General features: G+C 45.0%; 3 protein-coding genes. 2 read left to right on the top strand and 1 reads right to left on the bottom strand.

Annotated elements, in window-relative coordinates:
- The first annotated feature begins 295 nt into the window (after window positions 1-295).
- On the top strand, window positions 296-2,875 hold the full coding sequence (gene clpB, locus AC1P5O_RS06810) for an ATP-dependent chaperone ClpB (RefSeq protein WP_004280137.1): 2,580 nt from the start codon (window positions 296-298) through the stop codon (window positions 2,873-2,875).
- Window positions 2,876-3,060: 185 nt separating this feature from the next.
- Here clpB and rlmKL read toward each other — a convergent pair whose 3' ends face one another.
- The gene (rlmKL, locus tag AC1P5O_RS06805; protein ID WP_004280136.1) at window positions 3,061-5,265 is read right to left on the bottom strand and encodes a bifunctional 23S rRNA (guanine(2069)-N(7))-methyltransferase RlmK/23S rRNA (guanine(2445)-N(2))-methyltransferase RlmL; all 2,205 of its coding nucleotides are present in this window, start codon (window positions 5,263-5,265) and stop codon (window positions 3,061-3,063) included.
- A gap of 232 nt (window positions 5,266-5,497) precedes the next feature.
- On the opposite strand from rlmKL, the gene AC1P5O_RS06800 reads away from it, so the two are divergent.
- Complete coding sequence (locus AC1P5O_RS06800) at window positions 5,498-5,842, top strand: hypothetical protein (RefSeq protein ID WP_005251424.1); 345 nt, start codon at window positions 5,498-5,500, stop codon at window positions 5,840-5,842.
- Window positions 5,843-6,000 lie beyond the last annotated feature (158 nt).

The following is a 6,000-nucleotide window of genomic DNA, read 5'->3' as shown; positions in this document are numbered from 1 at the left end:
TGCCATTTCTCTTTATATTGTTACTTAGACAGGTAGGACATTTGATTTGTAGCGTTATTTTCATACCTCTATTTTATCAAAAGCCATATTGTTTTTTTCAGCATACTTTTTGAAACACCACCAAAAATTCTTCTAACCTCACTTGAAATATGATTTGATTACACCAATATTATTATTAAAGACTGTCTAAATGTTTATATTAAGTTTTTGAAAAATATATAAAAATGATTTGAAATTTTATCAAGTGCACCCATATATCCATCAAGTAGAAAATTTGTTGTGAGGAATAACAAGAATGCGTTTTGAAAAATTTACCAATCGCCTGCAGCAAACCCTTTCCGATGCACAATCGCTGGCCATGAGTAAGGATCATACCTCCATTGATGGGATCCATATCTTGGCCACCTTGATGGATGAAGCATCCAATGTCAGCCTGCTGCAACAGGCCGGTGCTAATCTGCGTGAGCTACAAACCAAGCTGCAAACAGCATTGAGCAATGCGGCAACCCTGACCAATCCATCAGCAGATATCAACCTCAGTCCTGAAGCGGCAAAAGTATTGCATCTGGCAGACAGCTTTGCGCAAAAAGCCGGAGATGAGTTTTTATCTACGGATTGGGTGCTGTTGGCGCTGGCAGAAACCGGAAATACCAAAACCTTATTAAATAGTATTGGCGTAAAGGCAGAGACTTTAGGCCAAGTGATTAATCAATTTCGAGGCGATGAAAAAGTCATGAGCAATAATCATGAAGATCAGCGTGATTCACTGAATAAGTACACCATTGATTTAACTGAACGTGCGTTGGCAGGCAAGCTTGATCCTGTGATTGGCCGTGATGATGAAATCCGCCGTACCATTCAGGTCTTATCACGCCGTACCAAAAATAACCCGGTACTCATCGGTGAGCCAGGGGTCGGTAAAACTGCAATCGTCGAAGGTCTGGCGCAGCGGATTATTAATGGTGAAGTGCCTGAAGGACTCAAAGGGAAACGTGTTTTATCTCTAGATCTGGGTTCTTTGCTGGCCGGTGCCAAATACCGCGGTGAGTTTGAAGAGCGCTTAAAAGCCGTTCTGAAAGATATTGCCAAACACGAAGGCGAAATCATCCTGTTTATCGACGAGTTGCATACCCTGGTGGGTGCTGGTAAAGGTGATGGCGCGATGGATGCCGGCAATATGCTTAAACCTGCGCTGGCCCGTGGCGAACTGCGCTGTGTCGGTGCCACCACACTGGATGAATATCGTCAGTATATTGAAAAAGATGCAGCGCTGGAACGTCGTTTCCAGAAAGTGCTGGTGGATGAGCCAAGCGTGGAAGATACCATTGCGATTCTGCGTGGTCTGAAAGATCGCTATGCGACCCATCACGGGGTACAGATTCTGGATTCAGCCATTATTGCTGCTGCGAAAATGTCACACCGTTATATCACCGACCGTCAGTTGCCGGATAAAGCCATTGACCTGATTGATGAAGCAGCATCGCGCATCAAAATGGAACTCGATTCTAAGCCAGAAGCTTTAGATAAACTGGAACGCCGTCTGATTCAGTTAAAAATGCAGCTGGAAGCGGTGAAAAAAGATGAAGACTCAGGTGCCAAAGCTGAGATTCAATACTTGTCCGATCAGATCGCCACAGTTGAAAAAGAGTATCATGACCTGGAAGAAGTCTGGCGTGCAGATAAAGCGCTGGTCGAAGGCAATAAAGACGTACAGATCAAACTGGATCAGGCACGTACAGCACTTGAAAAAGCGCAACGTGAAGGTGATCTGGGCGAGGCCGCGCGTTTGCAATATGGCGTGATACCAGAGTTGCAAAAGCAGCTTGAACTGGCTGAAAAAGCCGATGAAAGCGCAACGCCAAAATTGCTGCGTAACAAAGTCACCGACAATGAAATTGCTGAAGTAGTGAGTGCTGCGACCGGTATTCCGGTTGCGAAAATGCTGCAAGGCGAGCGTGACAAATTGCTACATATGGAAGAATTCCTGCATAACCGTGTAGTAGGGCAAGATGAAGCCGTGGTGGCGGTATCCAATGCAGTACGCCGTTCACGTGCCGGTCTGTCAGATCCGAACCGACCAAGTGGATCATTCCTGTTTCTGGGTCCAACGGGTGTCGGTAAAACAGAATTGACCAAAGCTCTGGCAAATTTCCTGTTTGACAGCGACGATGCCATGGTGCGTATCGATATGTCAGAATTTATGGAAAAACATTCGGTCAGCCGTTTGGTTGGTGCGCCTCCGGGCTATGTCGGTTATGAAGAAGGTGGGGTGCTTACTGAAGCCGTACGTCGTAAACCGTATAGTGTGATCTTGTTTGATGAAGTCGAAAAAGCGCATCCGGACGTATTTAACATCTTGCTACAGGTACTGGATGATGGCCGTTTAACTGACTCGCAAGGCCGGGTAGTGGACTTTAAAAACTCTGTGATCGTCATGACTTCGAACCTGGGTTCGCAGGATGTACGTGAATTGGGCGGTAATGCCACTAAAGAAGAAGTCCGTACGGTGGTGATGAATGCGGTATCGGAACATTTCCGTCCGGAATTTATCAACCGTATTGATGAACTGGTAGTGTTCCATGCGCTGGAAAAAGACCAGATTCGCGGTATTGCCGATATCCAGTTGGACCGTTTACGTCAACGTCTGGCAGAACGCGATATGCGCTTGTCGGTAGATGACAGCGCTTTCGATCAGCTGATCGAGGCCGGTTTTGATCCATTGTATGGAGCACGTCCACTGAAACGTGCAATCCAGCAGCGGATTGAAAATGGTCTGGCGCAGAAAATCCTGGGCGGAGAATTCCAGCCGGGCGATACCATTCTGGTGAAAGCTGAAGCAGGTGAGTTAATCTTTGAAAAAATGAAACTTAACTAAACCGCTTCTCCTTGCAACAAAAAACCCAGCCTAGGCTGGGTTTTTTTTAATCTTATTTTTAACTTCGAGCATTGCAACACTTTTGTATTCTTGTTGCGGCGAGCTTTAAAGCATGGCTTAAAACTCAGCTCAGGGAAAATAAAGAAGATATCAATCGTGATAAAGACAGTTAATTCATCATCAAATTACACTTGCGGATGACGGATTTTCCAGGCACGGTGAATCTTTTGATTCCGCTTGAAGTCAGGTCCAATGGTTTCCTGGGTAATTTCTTCAACATCAAAGAAGGCCAGAATTTCTTCATCCATCTCAAAACCACGATAGTTATTTGAGAAATACAAGGTACCATCAGTGGTTAAGCGGTTCATCGCACGTTTTAACAGGGACAAATGGTCGCGCTGTACGTCAAAGGTCCCGTAGAATTTCTTCGAGTTTGAGAAGGTTGGTGGGTCGATAAAGATCAGCTCATATTGCTCATGACCTTCTTTTAGCCATTCGAAACAGTCAGAGGCAAAGAACTGGTGTTGTTCATCCGCATGATCTACAGTTAAACCGTTCAGAACAAAGTTTTCTTTAGACCAGTTCAAATAAGTATTCGACAGATCGACGCTGGTTGTACTTGCAGCACCACCCAAAGCAGCATGTAAACTTGCCGTTGAGGTATAGCTGTACAGGTTCAGGAAGTGTTTGCCTTTTGCTTCACGTGCAATACGTAAACGCATTTGACGGTGATCCAGAAACAGACCGGTATCCAGATAATCGGTCAGGTTGACCAGAATCTTGGCTTGACCTTCCTGAACGATAAAACGCTTGGATGCTGTACTTTGTTTGGTGTACTGGTTTTTACCTTCCTGACGTGCACGGGTCTTGATAAAGATCGCATCACGGCCCAAACCGGTCACGGCACGAATTGCCTGTAAGGCCAGGTTGAAACGTTTTTTGGCTTTTTCCGGATCAATAGTTTTAGGTGGCGCATATTCTTGTACATGCAAACGCTCGCCATACAGATCTACTGCGACGTTAAAATCAGGTAAATCTGCATCATAGAGACGTAAACAATGGATCTGTTCCTTGACTGCCCATTTTTTTAGAGCTTGCATATTTTTGGTCAGACGGTTGGCAAATTCCATCGCACCTTCAATCGGTTCAAACTGCTGAGGCTGCCAGCTTTCTAGGAATGGACGTACCACTGCGGCCGGTTTAACCGTACCGAAGCGGATATAGATCGGCAATTTACCATTCATCAAACGCAGGATTTGCGGATCATTGAACGCTAGCACATCGGCCTGTTCCACTTGGGAGGCAATCACAGCCGCTTTTTGATTCGGGAAATTCTTTTGCAATAAAGCCGATAAACCCAGGTATAAAGAACGGTTTTGCGCTTTATCGCCGAGACGTTCGCCATATGGCGGGTTGGTCACGAAGAATACTTTCTTGCCTTCTGCATGGAAATCAGGCCAGTCATTTAAAGTCCGTTCTTCGATCATGATATTGTCGAGAGCAGCTTCAAAACCCGCCGCGATAATATTTTGTCTGGTGGCTTTAACCGCTTCCCAGTCCGCATCGAAGGCATAGAATTGTGGTAATGGATTTTCCATTGCCGCTTGATGACGTTCAGCAGCTTCGGCCTTGATGCTCATCCACAGTTCATGGTCATGGCCATTCCAGCCATTAAAACCGAAACGACGGACCAGACCCGGTGCACGGTCGGTCAAAATCATTAGGGATTCAATAATAAAGGTACCTGAACCACACATTGGATCGACAATGATGTCCGGATTTAACGCTTTTAAACCACCTTTTTGCAGAATCGCAGCGGCCAGGTTTTCCTTGATTGGGGCGTCAGTCATAAAGCGGCGATAACCGCGTTTATGCAAAGAGTCGCCAGACAGGTCCAGGCAGTAAGTATGTTCTTTCTTGCCTGCCAGAATATACATGGTAATTTCAGGCTGTTTGGTATCAATGCTTGGACGTTTGCCTACGGCTTCCATAAAGGAATCTACGACACCATCTTTGGCACGTAAAGTCGCAAACTGGGTATTGACCTTGATATCACGTTCGACATGCAAACGAATCGCAAAGGTACTTTGTGGTGCAAAAATCAGCGACCAGTCAAAGCTGAGAGCCCCTTCATAGAGTTCTTCTGCCACATCACGCGCATCATGAGAAAATTCAATTTCATGCGTGTGGATCGGCATCAAGACACGTGAAGCCAGACGTGACCACATGCAGATACGATAAGCATTTTCCAGTGTACCTTTAAAGGTTAAACGGCCTGGAAAACGCTCAATATTCTGAACACCTAAGCCTTGTATTTCTTCTTCTAATAAGGTTTCCAGACCATCGGCACAGGTGACCCAATAATTGCTTAAACGTGGAGAGGTATTCATATAATAGAGAGACCAAAAAAGATAAATAAAAAACTGCGCTAAGTTTACCGTATTTTTATATTGAAAGCTTTTGAAATTCTCTGAAAGGCCGTGGCATGTGATAGAGAAAAATAATATTCACACTATAAATTGAGGAACTGGTATGCATTTTGCTCTATACATGGCAAATCAGGCGGTCAGTCGATGGGGAGCGATGGCTGCCTGATTTTTCAATTTTATAATGGGGGTTAAGATGTTAGAGAATCAGTTACGCAACCATGACGCTTTTTCAGTGGCCACTTTAATTTATGCACGTTTACGACGGGTTTCCGGTCGGGTAATTGATGCAATTTATCTGGCAGAGAACCTGGATTATGCCCGGCATGTGATTCAACTGGCAGAGCAAACCCAGGATCCAGATTTGAATCATCTGATCCAGCGCCTCAAAATGGTACTGGAGATTTCTGAAACAGCACAAGACTCACAAACAGAATCTGCACATCCGATCCAGCAGGAAGGGCTGATCTCGGTCGAACCGGATGAAGACGATATCTATCGTGCACAGGTGTCACATCGGTATATTGGTGCACTGCGTTAAACCTGAGATGGGTGTGAATGCTCCAGACTGAAGCGCCCGTTGGTTTTGTACTTAAAATCAGCAAGATGCAAATCGGGTTAAATTATGTTATTGAAAAAATACAAAGGAATCTGATTTTTTGTTTTTATTGTTCAGATGCTTTTTGTACAAGTAGCAGC

The sequence above is a fragment of the Prolinoborus fasciculus genome, from assembly GCF_056724605.1.
The sequence above is the reverse complement of the archived record's forward strand: the minus strand, read 5'-3'. Positions and strand labels throughout refer to the sequence as shown.